The sequence below is a fragment of the Ruegeria lacuscaerulensis genome (assembly GCF_013033355.1).
Taxonomy (GTDB): domain Bacteria; phylum Pseudomonadota; class Alphaproteobacteria; order Rhodobacterales; family Rhodobacteraceae; genus Ruegeria; species Ruegeria lacuscaerulensis_A.
In genome coordinates this window covers 185,834-201,364 of the sequence record NZ_WQDY01000004.1, presented here as the reverse complement: position 1 = coordinate 201,364, position 15,531 = coordinate 185,834, and the positions used below count along the sequence as shown (strand labels likewise).

15 protein-coding genes and 1 tRNA gene are annotated in these 15,531 nt (G+C 58.8%); 8 read left to right on the top strand and 8 right to left on the bottom strand.

The genetic code is table 11. The annotated features are described in order from the left end of the window. Nucleotides 1–50: 50 nt before the first annotated feature. Nucleotides 51–539, top strand: a complete 489-nt coding sequence (locus GOW48_RS09695; protein ID WP_170753285.1) for an Lrp/AsnC family transcriptional regulator — start codon at nucleotides 51–53, stop codon at nucleotides 537–539. Between the two features lie 30 nt (nucleotides 540–569). After that, the gene (locus tag GOW48_RS09690) at nucleotides 570–1,136 is read left to right on the top strand and encodes a tetratricopeptide repeat protein (protein ID WP_170753283.1); all 567 of its coding nucleotides are present in this window, start codon (nucleotides 570–572) and stop codon (nucleotides 1,134–1,136) included. A gap of 45 nt (nucleotides 1,137–1,181) precedes the next feature. On the opposite strand, the gene GOW48_RS09685 is transcribed toward GOW48_RS09690, so the two are convergent. The 7 genes from GOW48_RS09685 to GOW48_RS09655 all read right to left on the bottom strand — a co-directional run bounded on the left by GOW48_RS09685 (nucleotide 1,182) and on the right by GOW48_RS09655 (nucleotide 9,293). Then, nucleotides 1,182–3,071, bottom strand: a complete 1,890-nt coding sequence (locus GOW48_RS09685) for a PhoX family protein (RefSeq protein ID WP_170753281.1) — start codon at nucleotides 3,069–3,071, stop codon at nucleotides 1,182–1,184. A gap of 207 nt (nucleotides 3,072–3,278) precedes the next feature. Then, nucleotides 3,279–4,271 carry an ABC transporter ATP-binding protein gene (locus GOW48_RS09680; RefSeq protein ID WP_170753279.1) on the bottom strand — a complete coding sequence of 331 codons (993 nt, stop codon included), beginning with the start codon at nucleotides 4,269–4,271 and terminating at the stop codon, nucleotides 3,279–3,281. Then, complete coding sequence (locus GOW48_RS09675; RefSeq protein ID WP_170753277.1) at nucleotides 4,268–5,302, bottom strand: Gfo/Idh/MocA family protein; 1,035 nt, start codon at nucleotides 5,300–5,302, stop codon at nucleotides 4,268–4,270. The genes GOW48_RS09680 and GOW48_RS09675 overlap by 4 nt, the downstream gene beginning before the upstream one ends. After that, nucleotides 5,299–6,138, bottom strand: coding sequence for a carbohydrate ABC transporter permease (locus tag GOW48_RS09670; protein WP_170753275.1), 840 nt, complete (start codon nucleotides 6,136–6,138; stop codon nucleotides 5,299–5,301). The genes GOW48_RS09675 and GOW48_RS09670 overlap by 4 nt, the downstream gene beginning before the upstream one ends. Before the next feature lie 10 nt (nucleotides 6,139–6,148). Further along, nucleotides 6,149–7,063 (bottom strand): carbohydrate ABC transporter permease, encoded by a 915-nt coding sequence (locus GOW48_RS09665; protein WP_170352415.1) that lies wholly within the window; start codon nucleotides 7,061–7,063, stop codon nucleotides 6,149–6,151. Between the two features lie 65 nt (nucleotides 7,064–7,128). After that, nucleotides 7,129–8,382, bottom strand: a complete 1,254-nt coding sequence (locus GOW48_RS09660; RefSeq protein ID WP_170352416.1) for an ABC transporter substrate-binding protein — start codon at nucleotides 8,380–8,382, stop codon at nucleotides 7,129–7,131. Between the two features lie 17 nt (nucleotides 8,383–8,399). Continuing rightward, nucleotides 8,400–9,293, bottom strand: a complete 894-nt coding sequence (locus GOW48_RS09655) for an N-acetylmuramic acid 6-phosphate etherase (protein ID WP_170753272.1) — start codon at nucleotides 9,291–9,293, stop codon at nucleotides 8,400–8,402. 168 nt (nucleotides 9,294–9,461) lie between these two features. Between GOW48_RS09655 and GOW48_RS09650 the strand changes: the two genes are divergently transcribed. From GOW48_RS09650 to GOW48_RS09630, 5 genes are all read left to right on the top strand, one after another. Then, nucleotides 9,462–10,337, top strand: coding sequence for a glucosamine kinase nucleotide-binding domain-containing protein (locus tag GOW48_RS09650; RefSeq protein ID WP_170753270.1), 876 nt, complete (start codon nucleotides 9,462–9,464; stop codon nucleotides 10,335–10,337). Further along, a complete protein-coding gene (locus tag GOW48_RS09645) occupies nucleotides 10,324–11,073 on the top strand; it encodes a GntR family transcriptional regulator (protein ID WP_170352419.1) in 750 nt (249 codons plus the stop codon). The genes GOW48_RS09650 and GOW48_RS09645 overlap by 14 nt, the downstream gene beginning before the upstream one ends. 19 nt (nucleotides 11,074–11,092) lie before the next feature. Continuing rightward, a complete protein-coding gene (locus tag GOW48_RS09640) occupies nucleotides 11,093–12,121 on the top strand; it encodes an SIS domain-containing protein (RefSeq protein ID WP_170753268.1) in 1,029 nt (342 codons plus the stop codon). Next, nucleotides 12,118–13,254: an N-acetylglucosamine-6-phosphate deacetylase gene (gene nagA, locus GOW48_RS09635; protein WP_170753267.1), complete on the top strand. Its 1,137-nt coding sequence runs from the start codon at nucleotides 12,118–12,120 to the stop codon at nucleotides 13,252–13,254. Before GOW48_RS09640 ends, nagA begins: the two co-directional genes overlap by 4 nt. 112 nt (nucleotides 13,255–13,366) lie before the next feature. Beyond that, a tRNA-Gly gene (locus GOW48_RS09630) sits at nucleotides 13,367–13,441 on the top strand. A gap of 21 nt (nucleotides 13,442–13,462) precedes the next feature. Here the strand turns inward: GOW48_RS09630 and GOW48_RS22410 are convergent. Continuing rightward, a complete protein-coding gene (locus GOW48_RS22410; RefSeq protein WP_234899417.1) occupies nucleotides 13,463–13,678 on the bottom strand; it encodes a hypothetical protein in 216 nt (71 codons plus the stop codon). On the opposite strand from GOW48_RS22410, the gene GOW48_RS09625 reads away from it, so the two are divergent. Further along, nucleotides 13,677–15,389, top strand: coding sequence for an ABC transporter transmembrane domain-containing protein (locus GOW48_RS09625; protein WP_234899416.1), 1,713 nt, complete (start codon nucleotides 13,677–13,679; stop codon nucleotides 15,387–15,389). The two genes, GOW48_RS22410 and GOW48_RS09625, sit on opposite strands and share 2 nt — an antisense overlap. Nucleotides 15,390–15,531 lie beyond the last annotated feature (142 nt).

The window sequence follows — 15,531 nt, the reverse complement described above, 5'->3', positions numbered from 1 at the left end:
CTAAATTTCGCAGTATGCAGTCGATTGGACTAATTTGAGGGGCGGATGTGATGCAAATGGACTTTCCCGACTTGGATCGGTTCGACCGCGCCATTCTGGCGATTCTGTCCGAGGATGGGCGCATCTCGGTCGCGGACCTCGCGCGGCGGATCGGTTTGTCAAAATCGCCCACTCAAGCACGTGTGAAGAAACTTGAGGCAGACGGGATCATCACCGGGTACCGCGCCCTGCTGGACCCGATCCGCCTTGGACTGGACCATGTGGCCTTTGTAGAAGTGCGCCTGACCGACACCCGAGAAAAGGCACTGGCCGAGTTCAATGCCGCTGTACGGAAGGTGGGCGAGATCGAGCAAGCCCATATGATCGCGTCGAATTTCGACTATCTGCTGAAAATCCGCACCGGGTCGATGTCGGAATACCGCGCGGTTCTGGCCGAGAAAATCTCTTCCTTGCCGCATGTGGCCAGCACCTCGACCTTTGTGGCGATGGAGGCCGTGAAGGAAACCGGCGTCTCGGGCGGGATCGATGCAGTGGGTTGACGAACGTGTATGGCGCGTCACCATTGAGACATGAAACAGATCGTTACAGCTTTTGCATTTCTGGTCTCGAGCACAATTGCGGCCCAGTCCGAGGGGTGCCCCGCTGCGCCGGACCACTCGGACGGAGTTGCCGGGATCATCACGCAAATCCAGCAAGCCGAGAATGAGCGCGCCGCGCAAATCCTTTCAAACCAGCTGTGGGAATTTTGGGCCGACGCACCGGACGACAGCGCACAGGCCGTGCTGGATCGTGGCATGACCCGCCGTAGCCAATGGGATTTGTTGGGCGCGATCGAGGATTTCGACAAACTGGTCGAATATTGTCCCTCTTACGCCGAAGGTTATAACCAGCGCGCCTTTGCGCATTTTCTGCGACAAGACTATCAGGCGGCGCTGCCTGATCTGGACCGAGCGATCGAGCTGTCGCCCAACCATGTGGCTGCCATTAGCGGTAAGGCGCTGACCTTGTTGGGCTTAAAGCGGGTTGATGAAGCGCGTGAGACTTTGCAACAGGCGTTGAAGCTTAACCCGTGGTTGTCCGAACGCCATTTGCTGGACGCCGGGGGACCACTTGCCCCGAAGGGCGAAGACATCTGAAGATCAACGCCCCCGAAAAGAACTCCGGGGGCGTTGGTGCGTTAGTTAACCGACAAGACCGTTATCAGCGCGCTTGATTGCGATGACAGACGAGCGTGGCGTACCACCATCAGGCCAGTTGCTGCCGGGGTGCTGGATGCCAACAAACATGGTGCGCAGATCTGTGGACCACGCCAGACCGGTTACCTCACAGCCGTTCGGGCCGGTCATGAAGCGTGCAATTTCACCGGTCACGGGATCACCAACCAGCATCTGGTTGTTGCCGTTGCCTGCGAAATCTTCCTCGTTGTCGTCATTCCCGTCTGTCTGGATCCAGATCAGACCGGTCGAATCGATCACCATACCGTCGGGCGAGTTGAACAGGTTGCCCTCGTTCACATTAGGCGATCCGGCGCGGTCATCCGAGTGTACAGTCGGGTTGCCCGCCATGACGTACAGGTCCCAATCGAAAGCGTCGGCGGCGTGGTCGTCATTGGCCGGGCGCCAGCGCACGATCTGACCGTATTTGTTGGCTTCACGCGGGTTGGCCGCGTTGACCGAGGTATCATCACCACCGGCGTTTGGTTTGACGCCGCGGTTCTTGTTGTTGGTCAGGCAGCAATAGGCTTCGACCGCAACCGGGCTGGAGGCGACCCATTCGGGGCGATCCATGGTGGTGCCGCCCGCTTTGGAGGCCGCCATGCGGGAAAAGATGCGAATCTCGGCATCGTCCATTCCGGTTGTTTCCGGGGTCAGAGCCAGCCATTCACCCTTCATGTCGTCGTTGAACTTGGCGACATAAAGCGTACCGTCGTTTAGCAGGCTCTCGGTTTCACCACCGGGCTGATAGGTGCCGTTCGAGACGAATTTGTACAGGTATTCGCCACGTTCATCGTCGCCCATGTAGACAACCACGCGACCGTCGGCAGCCAGTGTGACTTCGGCGTTTTCGTGCTTGAAGCGACCCAGACCGGTGTGCTTGACAGGCGTGCTGTCAGGTTTGGTCGGGTCGATTTCAACGATCCAGCCCGCACGGTGCGGCTCGTTGGGGTTTTTCGATGTGTCGAAACGGGGATCAAAGAACTCGTAACCGTTCCAGCTTTCGGCCTTGATACCGTAGCGCGCCATACCGTCCGCGACCTTCTGGTCATAGGCGGCATTTTCATCCGATGAGCCGAAGTAGCCGTTGAAGTTCTCTTCGCAGGTCAGATAGGTGCCCCAGGGCGTCTTGCCCGCACCACAGTTGTTCATGGTGCCCAGCGAGGTGGTGCCGGTCGGGTCAGCCTCAGTTTTCAGCAGGTCATGACCGGCTGCGGGGCCAACGATTTTCATCGGAGTGTTGTGATGAATACGGCGGTTGAAGGGGCTGTCCTTGACAACCGACCAGCCGTCAGGGCCTTCGGTGATTTCCATGACTGTCACGCCTTGGATGTTCTGCAGCTTCAGAACATCGTCTGCGTTTGCCGGAACACCTTCCGCAGCGGCCGGCAGGTTGATCTTGCGGTTGGGGTATTCGTGGTTGATCGCGATCAGTTCATGACCCTGGAACGAGAAGGTTTCCATCCCGTCAGTGTTCTCACCAAAGATACGGTCGGATTTTTCGACCGGACCGCCATCGGTGATGTCATAGCCATCGGCATCCGAGAACAGCGGATCGCCCCAGCGCATCATGACTTTCCATTCGTACCCTTCGGGGACGTGAACGGTGCCGTCGGTCTGGGCTGCGATCGGGGTAAAGGCAAAGCGCGACGCGTCAGCGGCCTGCGCCGAGGTCGAGCTGAGCAGACCTGTGCCCATTGCGGCAGCGCCTGATCCAAAGGCCACCACACCGGCCAGAAAACCACGGCGGGAAATGGCGCTTTCGACCACGCGGTCAAAGTCGTTTTCCTCGGGGCGGGGGAAGTGCAGCTCGTCCCAGTCGTCTGCGGATAGTGTGGTGTTGTCGACGTCTTTCATGGATGGCTCCTGGCTAAAATGAAAGTTGATGAACGGGATTTAAGAGGTCTTTGTGACAGGTTCTTAACAGCGCCATTAAAGCCGCTGTATTTCGACCTGAAAATAGATTCATTTTTGATGCGCTAAATCGCGCCGAAGCCCTGCCTGCGCGACGCAGACAGGGTTTTACAATCATCAAAATTGATTGATCACATCGCCGTGATGGGGTTAACGCAGCCGCTGCCCATCGGCATTGAACCGATACGCTTTTTCGGGCGCGAACCCAAGGCGCAGGTCTTGGCCTTCGGATATTGCGTGTTGCCCGAACAAGCGCGCCGTCACCGAATGGTTCTGAACAGTCGCAATGACGTTGGTATCACCGCCCAGCTTTTCGACATGGCTGACCTGTGCTGACAGGGGGCCGTCGTCAGACAGGAACAGATCCTCTGGCCGAATACCAAGGGTGTCTGACCCCTGATCCAGCAGGCTTTCGGGCAGGAAGTTCATCGAAGGAGATCCAAGGAATCCCGCAACAAACTGGTTGGCGGGGTTGTTATACAGCTCCATCGGTGAGCCAATCTGTTCCACCCGGCCATCGCGCAGAACTACGATCTTGTCGGCCAGTGTCATCGCCTCGGTCTGGTCGTGGGTGACATAGATCATCGAGGCATCCAGTGCCCGGTGCAGGTTTGCGATCTCAATCCGCGTGTTCATCCGCAGCGCCGCGTCGAGGTTCGAAAGCGGTTCGTCAAACAGGAACAGTTTCGGCTCGCGCACGATGGCCCGCCCGATGGCGACGCGTTGGCGCTGACCGCCGGACAGCTCAGATGGATAGCGGTCCAGATATTCCTCAAGGTTCAGCATCCGGCTAGCGCTGGCGACGCGCTCTTCGATCACCGCTTTGGGCTGCTTCTCTTGTTTCAGCGCCAGTGTCATGTTCCCGCGCACGTTCAGATGGGGATAGAGCGCATAACTTTGAAAAACCATCGCGATCCCGCGTTTCGACGGCGGCACCAGATTGACCTGCTGGCCGTCGATATTGATCTCACCCGAGGACGCATCTTCCAACCCCGCGATCACGCGCAGCAGGGTGGATTTGCCACAGCCCGAAGGGCCGACGAAGACAACGAACTCGCCTTCTTCAACCTCGAGCGAGATGTCTTTGAGGACATGCACCTCGCCAAAGGATTTGTTCACATTGGTCAAGGTCAGAGCAGTCATGTTGCGGACTCCTTAAGCGAAACGGGCTGGCCGGTGCGGATGCTTTCATCGGCGGCCAGACAAATGGCAAGGGATTGGACGGCGTCATTCATATGGCGCGTCAGGTCGATATCGTCAGTAATGGCGCGCAGCATATACGCCTGCTCGGCGTCACACAGTTCCTGATGGCCGGGCTCATCGTGCATCTCGACGGTACGATCGCCGCCCGGCGTGTGGATCAGCAGCCCGCCCACCTTGGTATGGCCGTCGATATCCGCCGACGCGTCCTTGTTGCCGTCGGTAATCGAGACCGAGCCATTGGGCGAGACGATATCTTTCACGAAAAACGCGGTTTCGGACATCATCGGGCCCCATCCGGCCTCATACCAGCCGAGCGAGCCGTCCTCGAAGATCACCTGAAACTGGCCGTAATTATACATGTCGTCGGCGATCTCATCCGACAGGCGCAGGCCCATGCCATGCACGCGGACAGGCTGCGCATCGGTGATCTGGCACATCACATCCACATAGTGCACACCACAATCCACGATGGGCGAGGTCGTCTGCATCAGTGCCTTATGCGTCTCCCATTCAGCGCCTGAGGATTGCTGATTCAGGTTCAGGCGGAACACATACGGTCCGCCCAGGTCCCGCGCCTCAGCGATCAGGCGCATCCACGAGGGGTGGTGGCGCAGGATATATCCGACGACCAGTTTGCGGTTCAGTCGGGTAGCCGTTTCGACCACGCGCCGCGCATCGGCAACATTGGTCGCCAGCGGTTTTTCGACAAACACATGTGCGCCAGCCTCCATCGCGGCGCAGGCGTAGTCAGCGTGGCTGTCGGAATAGGTGGCGACGACCACCAGATCGGGATTGGTCTCGGCCAGCGCGGTGTGGAAATCCGAATAGGCAGGGTATTGGCCCAGCTCGGGGTGATCCACGCGGCCAGACCGGTTCACCAGCCCTACGATCTGCGCGTCGGGGTGGTTGTGATGGGCCAGCGCGTGGCTGAGGCCCATATTGCCAAGACCTGCAATCAGAACTTTGGTCATTTGACAGCTCCGGATGTGATGCCGCGGATCAGCTGGCGTGAGAAGATGACATACAGAACCAGCACCGGCAGGATTGCCATCGACAGCGCCGACAGAACCGCGTTCCAGTCGGTGACGAACTGCCCGATAAAGACCTGACTGCCCAGCGTGAGCGTCTTGGTTTCCTCGGCCGGGGCGAGGATCAGCGGGAACCACAGATCGTTCCAGATCGGTATCATGTTGAACACCGCCACGGTCGCCATCGCAGGCCGGACCAGAGGCAGAACCAGCCGGAAGAAGATCGTGTATTCCGACAGCCCGTCGATACGGCCCGCGTTTTTCAGGTCATCACTGACCTGCCGCATGAATTCAGACAGGATGAATACCGCCAGTGGCAGCCCCTGCGCGGTGTAAACCAGGATCAGCGCCCACAGCGTGTTCACCAGCCCGGTCGCCACCATCATCTCAAGGATCGCCACGGTGCCGATGCGGATCGGGATCATGATCCCCAATGCCAGATACAACCCCATCAGCAGGTTGCCCTTGAACTGGTATTCCGACAGCGCATAGGCCGCCATGGCCCCGAACAGCAGGATAAAGAACAGCGATGCCACGGTGACGATCATCGAGTTCTGGAAGTAGAGGAAGAAATCCCCCTGTTTCATTACCGTCTCATACCCGATCATCGAGAAACTGTCGGCATTCGGCAGCGCCAGCGGTTCACGAAAGATCGCGCGGCGGGATTTGAAGCTGTTGATCAGGATCACAAAAACCGGGAACAGGGCGATCAGCGTGTAAAGGATCAGCGCCCCGTGCATCGCGGCGGTATTCAGCGGGTTATGGCGTGCTTTGTTCATCGCTGGACCCTCACAGTTGATACCGGCGCATCCGGGTCTGGATGCCAAAAAGGTAGATGCAGACACCCACGAGGATGATCGCGAACATGGCGCCTGCGATGGCCGATCCCATATGCGGGTCACCCAGTTGCAGCTGGAAGCCAAAGAAGGTGCGGTACATGAAGGTGCCCAGGATGTCGGTCGAGAAATCCGGCCCCGCCAGCGCGCCTTGGGCGGCGTAGATCAGGTCGAACGCGTTGAAGTTTCCCACGAAGGTCAGGATCGAGATGATGCCGATCGAGGGCAGGATCAGCGGCAGCTTGATCTTCCAGAAGGCCGAGGCCCCGGTGATGCCATCAATCTCTCCGGCCTCAAGAATTTCCTCGGGGATGGTCAGCAGGGCGGCATAGATCAGCATCATCGGGATGCCCACGAACTGCCAGACCGAGATCAGCGCCAGCGTGGTCAGCGCGTATTCCTCTTTCCCCAGCCACGGCGCGAACAGAGATTTCAGGCCCACCGCATCCAGCATCGAGGGCGCGATGCCCCAGATGGGCGACAGGATCAGTTTCCATGCAAAGCCAACGATCACAAAGCTCAGGATTGTCGGGATGAAAATCGCCGACCGATAGAGCGCCGAGAACCTCAGGCGCGGGTGGCTGAGCAGCGCGGCCAGCGCGATCCCGATGGGGTTTTGAACAAGCATATGGATCAGGAAGAACCAGAAGTTGTTGCCCAAAGCGTTCCAAAACTGCTCGGACCAGATGGGATCGAAAAACAGCGTTTGAAAGTTCTGCAAGCCCACGAACACGCGGCTCTGATCCACCTCGGAATAGAGCGCTAGCCGAAGTGTGTTGAACAGCGGAAAGATCATCACCGCCGTATAAACCAGCACGGCTGGGGCCAGAAACACGACGATATGCCAGCGGAAGCGGGGGCGATTCATGGGTCAGCTTTCACAGGGGTGTCGGGTGTACCCGGGCGGGCGTTTCCGCCCGGGTAAGGATCAGCTTACTGATGCGGAGCGTACCAGGAGGCAAGACCTTCCTGCAGTTCGGCGCCCAGTTCTTCGGGCGATTTGGCACCCTTGATAGCCGCAACGGATGCGCCCCAGGTCTCATTCTCAAGGTTCGGTGTGCCGCGCGACAGGATTTGATAGGTCGAGCGGATGGTCGATTCACACTCATCACGCCAGCCGACGATTTCCTTGGCCAGCGGATCCTGCAGCTCAACCGGCGTGCTGGACAGCGGGAAGAAGCCGGGCAGCGCGTTGCCGAAGATTTCCGCGAACTCTGGGCTTGCGACCCAGGCCAGGAAAGTTTCGGCCGCCTCGGGATTCTCGGTGGCGGCGTTCATGCCGATGCCGATATCGGTGTGATCCGAGATATAGCAGGTGTCGCCCGCATTGCGGACCGGCGGCTTGAATGCGCCCATTTCGAAATCAGCCTGCGCGTTGAAGCCCGAGATTTCCCACGACCCGGCAGGGTAAACAGCCGCACGGCCCAGCGTGAAGATGTTCTGGCTGTCGGGATAGGTCTGCGCCTCATACCCGTCGCCCAGATATTCGCCCCAACGGGCCAGTGTGGCGTAGGGGGCGGTCCATGCCTCATCGGTCAGCTTCTGCTCGCCTTTGATCAGCGCCTGACGGCCTTCCTCACCTTTCCAATAGTTCGGGCCGATGTTGTTATAGCCCATGGTGGCAGCTTCCCACTGGTCGTTGGTGCCCATCGCCATCGGGATATAGGTGCCGTCTTCCTTGATCTTGTCGAGGGCGGCAAAGAACTCATCCTCGGTGGTCGGCACGTCGATGCCCAGCTCGTTGAACGCGTCTTTGTTGTAGATGAACCCGTGAATCACCGACGCCATCGGAACACAGAAACTGACCGCGCCATCATCGGTCTGCCACGCCGATTTGGCGACATCAGAGAAATTGCCCATCGCCTCGACGCCCGACAGATCAGTCAGGTGCCCGGCTTCGTATAGCGCCAAAGAGGCGTCAAAAGGACGGCAGGTGATCAGGTCGCCAGCCGAGCCCGCGTCCAGTTTTGAATTCAAAACAGCGTTGTATTCAGCGGGGGCCGAGGGCGTGAATTGTACCTTGATGCCGGGGTTTGCGGCCTCAAATGCAGGAATGATCTGATCCTGCCATAGGGTCAGGTCATCGTTGCGCCAGCTTTCGATGGTCAGCGTGACATCTTCGGCCATGGCAGCCGTACCCATAAGGGTTGAGCCCAGCAGAGCCAGCTTCAGACTTGTGCGTTTCATTTCATTCTCCCAGTTGGTTAGCAGTTGTTATTCATGTTTAGTGCGGTGCTCAGGATGCCGTCGGCTTCTTCGAGCCGCGCCACCGCGTCGCCCTTTGACACGCCAAGGGCAGCGATCAGGATGGCGGGTTTTACGTCGCCGTTCGTCTGCGCCAGCGCAGCCTGGGCTGCATCGGTGTCGACCTTGGCAATCCGTGCCACGATCCCGGCCGCGCGCGCACGTAGCTTGTGATTGTCAGCGCGCAAATTCACCATCATGCCGCCATGCACATGCCCCAGATCAAGAGCCATGAGCGAAGACAGCATATTGAGCGCGATCTTCTGCGCCGTCCCAGCCCCCATGCGGGTCGAGCCCGAGATCAGCTCGGGTGGCGTGGCGAGCAGAATTGGTATGTCAGCGGTTTGAAGAAGAGGGCTGTCCGCATTATTGGCGATGCCGATCAAGGTTGCCTTTTTGGCGCGCGCGATGTCACCCGCTGTCAGAGTATAGGGCGTGGATCCGCTAGCCGACACCGCGATGACGGTATCGGTAGGCTTTAAGTCGGACAGAGCTTCGGCAAGTCCTACGTCCGAGTCCTCTGTATCGCCGGGCATTTCAACACCGGTCGGTAAGCCGCCTGCCATGTGAATGCGTAAGTGACTTGGAAGGATCGAGAATGTACCGCCCAGTTCCTGCGCATCTGCTGCGGCCATCAAGCCAGATGACCCGGCGGCGACGTAATGCAGCACGCCCCCGGTGCGGAGTGTTGCCGCCATTGCCGCAGCTCCCCGCGCGATCGCGGGTGCCGCACGCTCAACAGCCTTCGCAGCAGCGATTTGACCAGCGGCCAAGGCGCGGGCCGAGTTGGCCAGATCGCTCCGGTCAAGTTGGGCGGCATCAATGTGCAGTTGTTCAGTCGACGGCAGCGTCAAGAGAATCCCCCTTACAGTCCTTTTACAATACCTATGTAATACCACTTGTCTATAACTTTATTATTGCAAGCGATGTTTGGGGATTTTTGCGCTAAACTCCAGTAATTTGCGGTTTGTGCCCGAATTTTGGTCTTTCCTGTGAAGTAAAGGTATTATAATGGTATTGTCATGACTGAGTCTCAAAACACCGCGTTTCTGGCCGTTGACGGTGGTGGAACCCGATGCAGGGTCGCTGCTGAGGTCCGTGGCGTCGTACATTCGGTCGAGACCGGAGCCGCCAATGTATCAACGGATTTCGAGGGCGGGGTTCGTCAGATCGCTGCCGGTTTGTCTGAATTGGCAGCGGGGCTGGATACCTCTGTAGCAGAATTGGTGCGCTGGCCCGCCTTTATCGGGTTGGCCGGAGTAACGGGTGACAGCGTCGCCGATCGACTGCGAGTGGCGTTGGATATGCCCAACGCGCGGATCGAGGATGATCGACCTGCAGCGGTAAGGGGCGCATTGGGTTCCTCAGATGGCCTGATCGCGCATTGCGGGACCGGGTCATTTCTGGCTGTTCAGATCAACGGTGACATCCGCCTTGCCGGAGGGTGGGGGCCTATCTTGGGCGACGAAGCATCCGCGCAATGGGTCGGTCGACGTGCGCTGTCCGAAGTGCTGAATGCGGTGGATCAGATCCAAGCGAAGTCGAGCTTGACGCAAGAGTTTTCTAAGCAGTTCGGCGGTGTTGCTGGAATTGTCGAATTTGCAGGGCAGGCCGCGCCGGGGGCGTTCGGCGCATTGGCACCTCAGGTCACAGCCGCTGCCGCCGATGGTGATCACGTCGCGCGTCAGGTCATGCAGGCAGGTGCCGATTACATCGGTGGAATGGCGAAACGCCTCGGGTGGAAGGCGGAGTTAACCCTCTGTTTAACAGGCGGAATTGGCCCGCATTATGCCGGTTATCTGCCCGCAGACATGCAAGCTGCGCTAAGACCAGCACAGGGCGAACCGCTGATCGGGGCCTTGGCCTTGGCAAAGGAGGGCGCTCATGAGCATTGCTGATTTCTTGCGCGCAGAAGCGTGGCTGAGCCCTGAGAACGGCCCGCGATATGTTCAGCTGCGCCGCCGCCTTCAGGAAGGGATAGATACGGGCGTGCTTGCACCGAATTCATCTCTTCCGTCCGAGCGGGAATTGGTGGACATCACTGATCTGTCCCGCGTCACGGTGCGAAAGGCTATTCAAGAGCTGGTGCAGGAAGGTGTGATTGAACAACGTCAGGGTTCAGGCTCGTTCATCCGCGAGCGCGTGCCCCGGGTCGAACAATCGCTGACACATTTGACGTCTTTCACCGAAGACATGTCGAGCCGTGGAATGCAGACCACGTCAAAGTGGTTGGAGCGGGGCGTATTTGCGGCGACGTCTCAAGAGATAGCTGCGCTGAACTTGCCGGAAGGCGCGCAGATTGCCCGCATCTATCGTCTGCGCGAGGCAGACGGCCGCCCTCTGGCGCTTGAGAAGGCAGCACTGCCGTTGGACATTCTGCCGAACCCGATTGAGGTGACCACCTCGCTCTATGAGGTTCTGGACGGGTTGGGGCGTCGTCCCGTTCGGGCGGTCCAGAAAATCTCTGCACTTAATCTTGCTGCGCGCGAGGCTGAGTTGCTGGATGTGCCGGAAGGGGCGGCAGGGTTGAACATCGAGCGTCTCTCATTTCTCAAAAACGGGCGGGTCGCGGAATTGACCCGCTCTCTCTATCGCGGTGACGCTTATGACTTCGTCGCCGAGCTGCGTTTATAACCGGAAGGATCAAAGGCCGATGTCCGACAATACATCCAAGATGCGTCAGGAGATTTTGGAAATCCCTGCCGCGGTTGACCGGCTGCTAGGCAGTGGCGCGGCCAGTATTCAAAACGCGGCCGCGCTGGTCCGGGAAACCGACCCGCGGTTCCTGATCACGGTGGCGCGCGGGTCATCCGACCACGCGTGTAGTTACCTGAAATATGCCAGCGAGCTATTGCTTGGGCTGCCTGTGGCCTCGGTTGGGCCGTCGGTTAGTTCGATCTATGGGGCCGACTTGATGGCGCGGGGCGCTGTATGCCTGTCGGTGTCTCAATCTGGCCAAAGTCCCGATATTGTCGGACTGACACGCTCGCTGCGGTCATCAGGGGCTGTTGCGCTGGCGATCACCAACAACTCGGAATCGCGATTGGCAGACGTTGCGGATGCGATGCTGCCGCTGCACGCCGGCCCTGAGTTGAGCGTGGCCGCCACCAAGACATTTGTGACTTCGCTGGTGGCAGGGTTGTGGTTGCTGGCCGAAGTCAAGGGCGATGCTGAACTGTTGGGGGCGATACGGGCGCTTCCCGCCCAGTTGGAACGCGCAGCACAGTGCGACTGGTCTTCAGCGGCGGCCACGATTACGGGGCGTTCGCTGTTTACTTTGGGCAGGGGGCCATCTTTTGCCATATCGGGCGAAGCGGCGTTGAAGATCAAGGAAACCTGTCAGATCCATGCAGAAAGCTATTCAGCTGCCGAGGTGCTGCATGGACCGGTCTCAATCGTCGAGGACGGGTTCCCAACCATTGTCTTTGCGGCTGGGGATGCGGCGGAGGACACCACGGCGCAGGCCGCTGACGCGCTGGCCGATAAGGGGGCCATAGTCTTCGCCACCACAGATCGCGTCACGCGGGCGCAGCAGTTGCCAGTAGAGCGTACGGATCATTGGATCACCGATCCGATCACGACGATCACCGCGTTTTATTCTATGGTCGAATCCGTCGCCAGTATGCGCGGCATTGACCCGGACGCGCCGCGTCACCTCAAAAAAGTGACCGAGACGGTATGACAACAGACAGAGTGATCTTTCGAAACGGTGCAATCTTTGACGGCAAGCGGTTGCTGAGTGATCATGCGCTTGTATTCAGCGGCGGTCAGACTGTGGAAATCGTAGCTGACGCAGAGGTGGCGGCTGTTGGGGATCACATTGATCTGAACGGAGATATCGTCAGTCCGGGTTACGTGGACTTGCAGGTGAATGGCGGCGACGGTGTCATGCTGAACGATGACCCTTCGGTCGAAACGATCCGCCGGATCGCGCAGGCCCATCGCCGGTTGGGAGTCGCGGCTTTGCTGCCGACTTTGATAACGGATACCAGCGAAAAGACTCGGGCGGCGATCGCAGCGGCCATTCAGGCAGTGAAAGAGGGCGTTCCGGGTGTCGCGGGATTGCATTTGGAAGGCCCCCATCTGTCGGTTGCCCGCAAGGGGGCGCATGACGGTGATCTGATTTGCCCCATGTCTGATGCCGACCTTTCCATGTTGCTTGAGGCGGCGCAGCATTTGCCTTGCCTCAAGGTGACTGTGGCACCTGAAACGGTCTCGGAACAGCAGGTTGGGGCGCTAAGTGATGCGGGCATTCTTGTCTCGCTCGGGCACACGGATGCAGATTTCGCGACCTGTCAACGTTACGCAGCAGCCGGGGCACGCTGTGTCACCCACTTGTTCAATGCCATGAGCCAATTGGGCAACCGCGAGCCCGGTTTGGTTGGCTCTGCTCTTGCTAACGGCGGTCTTTCTGCGGGGCTCATCGCAGACGGAATTCACGTTCATCCTGAAACGATGCGAGCCGCTTGGGCTGCTAAATCCGGCCCGGGCCAGATCTATCTGGTTAGCGATGCAATGGCCGTTGCAGGCACTGATTTGTCCGAGTTCAGATTGGAAGGTCGTCGGATCGCGCGAACCGATGGGCGACTGACTCTGGAGGATGGCACTTTGGCTGGGGCCGACCTGGATTTGACGACAGCCATCCGCGTGCTGGTGACGCAGGTGGGTGTTCCCTTGCCAGATGCTCTGACAGCTGCCACGACCTATCCCGCCCAGTTGATCGGGCAAACGCATGGGCCGTCGATGAAGCGCGATCAAATGATCCGCATCAGTGCAAACCTTGAAAAATGCACGTGGTTATTTCCTACTGAATGAACTGCTTGGGCAGGACTTGTCGGTTGCGCAATTTTTCGGCGCTGAATTTGAAAACAGCGACCGAAGGACGCTTGACGCCATCTGACGCATCGCTTAAACCGACCTCCGCTGAGCGGGCGTCGTATACTGGCTATTACCTCAGCCTTCCAAGCTGATGAAGCGGGTTCGATTCCCGCCGCCCGCTCCAAGTCAGCCCCAAAATTCTGCGTCAAAAGGCCCGTTTGGTGTTCGATTTTGCCATGGCAGCTTGACCCCACGCGCTGTCATCGCCAAGAAGCGCTGAAATAAACGCGAACACCACGTAAGGGCCAGTCATGGCAAGAAACGCCTCAGCCAGTCCATCGGCAAAATCCGCGCCCGGCGCCAGCGAAGAGCGCGCGCGTTCCAGAAAAATCGGCGTTCTGGGCTCGTTGTGGCCGTTCATGAAGCCTTATAAGCTGTTGATGATCGGCGCGACAATGGCATTGATTCTAACGGCCAGCATGACATTGACTCTGCCGTTGGCCGTGCGCCGGGTGGTGGACAACTTCCGCATCGAAGATGGCGAGTTGCTGGATTGGTACTTTCTGGCTGCGCTGGGCATCGCCGGTGTCTTGGCCATCGGAACAGGTATTCGCTATGCACTGGTGACACGGTTGGGTGAGCGCGTCGTGGCCGACATTCGTAAGGCCGTGTTCGACCGCGTCATCGGGATGAGCCCCGAATTCTATGAACGCATCATGACCGGAGAAGTCCTTAGCCGGATCACCACTGACACGACGTTGATCCAGTCTGTGCTGGGCTCTTCGGTATCAATCGCGTTGCGCAACATGCTGATGTTCATTGGCGGTTTGGTGCTGATGCTGCTGACTTCGGCCAAGCTGACCGCGATGGTTTTGTTGCTGATTCCGCTGGTTGTGGTGCCGATTTTGGTGTTGGGGCGCCGGTTGCGCGTGATCAGCCGCGAAAACCAGGACTGGATCGCAGCCTCGTCCGGAAACGCAGGCGAAGCGCTGGGTGCGGTTCAGACCGTCCAGGCCTTTACCCACGAACAAGCAAGCCGCGCCCAGTTCGGAGAGATGACGGAAACTTCGTATGAGGTTTCTTTGCGCCGTATCCAAACCCGTGCCGTTTTGACTGTGATCGTGATTTTTCTGGTCTTCTCTGGCATCGTGGGCGTTTTGTGGATGGGCGCGAATGACGTTCGCAACGGTGTGATGACCGAAGGTGTTTTGATCCAATTCGTGATCTATTCGATCATCATGGCCGGCTCGGTCGCGGCCTTGTCAGAGATTTGGAGCGAACTTCAACGTGCAGCCGGCGCAACCGAGCGTCTGGTCGAATTGCTGAACGCGCAGGACACCGTGAACGACCCCACGCAAGCCAAGGCCCTTCCCGCGCCCGTGCGGGGCGAGATACGGTTCGACGGTGTGACGTTCCGCTATCCTGCGCGGCCGGATGTGGTCGCGCTGGATCAGATGTCTCTGACAGTCAGCCCGGGCGAAACGGTCGCCTTTGTCGGGCCTTCGGGGGCAGGTAAAACAACTGTCATTCAGATGATTCAACGTTTTTACGACCCGGATGCCGGTGGGGTAAGCCTGGATGGCGTCGACCTGCGTGATTTGGACCGATCTGAATTTCGACGTCACATGGCGCTGGTCCCCCAAGACCCCACGATCTTTGCCGCTTCGGCCCGTGAGAACATCCGCTTTGGCCGATTGGACGCAACGGATGCCGAAGTCGAGGCCGCCGCCCGCGCCGCCGCCGCGCATGATTTCATTTCGGCATTGCCGGAAGGCTATGACAGTTTCGTAGGCGAACGGGGCGTCATGCTGTCGGGTGGCCAGAAACAGCGCATCGCCATCGCGCGCGCCATCCTGCGCGATGCACCAGTTCTGCTGCTGGACGAGGCGACCTCGGCGCTGGATGCGGAAAGCGAGCGGGCGGTGCAGGGTGCTGTGGATCAGATGCGTGCGGGACGCACCACGTTGATCGTCGCACACCGGCTGGCTACCGTGAAAAAGGCGGACCGGATCGTAGTGATGGATGCAGGTCAGATTGTGGCGCAAGGTACTCATGATGATCTTGTGGCGCAGGATGGTCTGTATGCACGTCTGGCGCGGTTGCAGTTCACCGATGGTGTAGCTGCCGAGTAGTATGACGTCGGGGAAACGGATTTTCGCCGTAGCGTAATTTAGTTTTTTACCCCCTCCCTCTCTAACCCGTTGCTTGAACCCGCGTGGTTTTACTTCCATCCTGTGATGGAAAAAGCCGCGCGCAGAGTGCGAAATAAAACGG